The sequence below is a fragment of the Bacillus taeanensis genome (assembly GCF_003318295.1).
In the GTDB taxonomy this organism is placed as follows: Bacteria; Bacillota; Bacilli; order Bacillales; family UBA6769; genus Maribacillus; species Maribacillus taeanensis.
In genome coordinates this window covers 1-1,707 of sequence record NZ_QOCW01000051.1, presented here as the reverse complement: position 1 = coordinate 1,707, position 1,707 = coordinate 1, and the positions used below count along the sequence as shown (strand labels likewise).

The following is a 1,707-nucleotide window of genomic DNA, read 5'->3' as shown; positions in this document are numbered from 1 at the left end:
GAGTACCCCTTCTTCAAGCGTGAAAACGATAAGGAGGGGGTGAATGGACAGGTCTTCATAGGTCTTATTCCTTGTTTTTTAGAAAAAGCTTCCTGAACCTTCATTCAAGAACAAATGTTTGGTATAATAATTTTAAAGGGGGTGAAATGATGGAAAAAGGAAAAGAAACACATTATAAAACGCATCAAATCTGGATCAGAAAAGGACATCGGATGTATTCTTATTTTAAAGAAATGGCCCAGAATGCTAAAAATATGACCAACACCACGAATTTTTACATCCGACAAGTGTATACAGGTTTGACGCAGGAAAAAGAACTTCAACCGCTGCAAAAAGAAGTCCTAGCAATCATTGAGAAAAATCTTGATAACATAAATGGCGTGCAGCGATCCTCTTACTTGAAAAAGGTTGAGAAAGAAAAAGCAAAACCGAAAGAACAACAAAAAGAAGTCACCTGTTATGTATTTGAAGCCCCTTCGAAAGCACATCCTTATGTGGATTACAACTTCTTAGATTGTTTATTTAAAGTGACCGCTCAAAACGATTATCGCTCCCTTCCTACTCAAACAAGTCAATCGATTATGAAAACCGTTTTTCAGAACTGGAAATCCTTCTTTTCGAGTTTAAATGATTATAAGAAAAATCCGGCTAAATACAAAGGAAGACCGAGAATTCCTGCGTACAGCCGTGCTCAGGAAAAAGAAGTGCTGTTTACAAATCAAGATTGTGTGATCAAAGAAAAGAAGTTTTTAAAGTTTCCTAAAACAAAGGAACGCTTAAACATTGGAAAACTGGGAGCTGGGGAAGGAAAGCTGAAACAAGTTCGGGTCATTCCTAAATACGGACAGTATGTCGTTGAATTAGTGATGGACGTCCCTTTGAAAAAGGAAGAATGTCAAGAGATCAACCGTTTAATGGCGATTGATCTAGGAATTAATAACCTTGCGACCATGGTGACGAATACGGGAAGTGGACCTGTATTAGTCAAGGGCAAGCGTGTCAAATCCATTAATCAGTATTATAACAAAATGAAAGCTCATTATCTTGGCATTTTAAGACGGGGAAAGGAGCCAAACGAAGGTCCTTTTACATCAAAACGCTTGGAAAAACTTCATCAAATCAGACATCGTAAACTGAAGGATCTTTTCCATAAAGTCAGCTTTTCCGTTATAAAACATGCCCAAGAAGAGAACATTGATACAATCATTATCGGCAAAAACAACGATTGGAAGCAGTCCTCAACCATCGGGAAATGTAACAATCAATCGTTTGTAAGCATTCCGCACAGTTTGTTCATTCGTATGATTCAATACAAAGCGAAGGAACAGGGAATCAAGGTGATCGTAACCGAAGAATCGTATACGTCCAAAGCGAGCTTCTTGGACGGAGATGAGATTCCAACTTATGGGGAATGCGAGTCAAAGAAGATGTTTTCCGGAAAACGGATCAAAAGAGGGTTGTATCGTTCAAAAGCTGGCTTCATCATCAATGCCGATGTAAACGGAGCAGCGAACATTTTGAAAAAAGCGTTTTTACGTTTAAAAGAAGAAGCGATTTTTCATAAAGAAACCATTCATGTATGGCATCCACAATCAAAAATTGTCTAAAAGAAGTACCGAATGCATGGGAATCATGACAAACGGTATAGAGGGGTTGGGCGTTTTCAGCACGCCGCTGTGTCAACTCCACTAGTGTTAAGCTTGATGG

The 1,707-nt window shown here is 38.7% G+C and carries 1 protein-coding gene; it reads left to right on the top strand.

Annotation, left to right across the window (positions count from 1 at the left end; genetic code table 11):
* Window positions 1-149: 149 nt before the first annotated feature.
* Window positions 150-1,607, top strand: coding sequence for an RNA-guided endonuclease InsQ/TnpB family protein (locus DS031_RS23255; protein ID WP_113808526.1), 1,458 nt, complete (start codon window positions 150-152; stop codon window positions 1,605-1,607).
* The last annotated feature ends 100 nt before the right edge of the window (window positions 1,608-1,707 follow it).

Bases quoted from the DNA above. Each gene is read 5' to 3' on its own strand.
- DS031_RS23255 (WP_113808526.1), top strand. From the start codon at position 150: ATGGAAAAAGGAAAAGAAACACATTATAAAACGCATCAAATCTGGATC.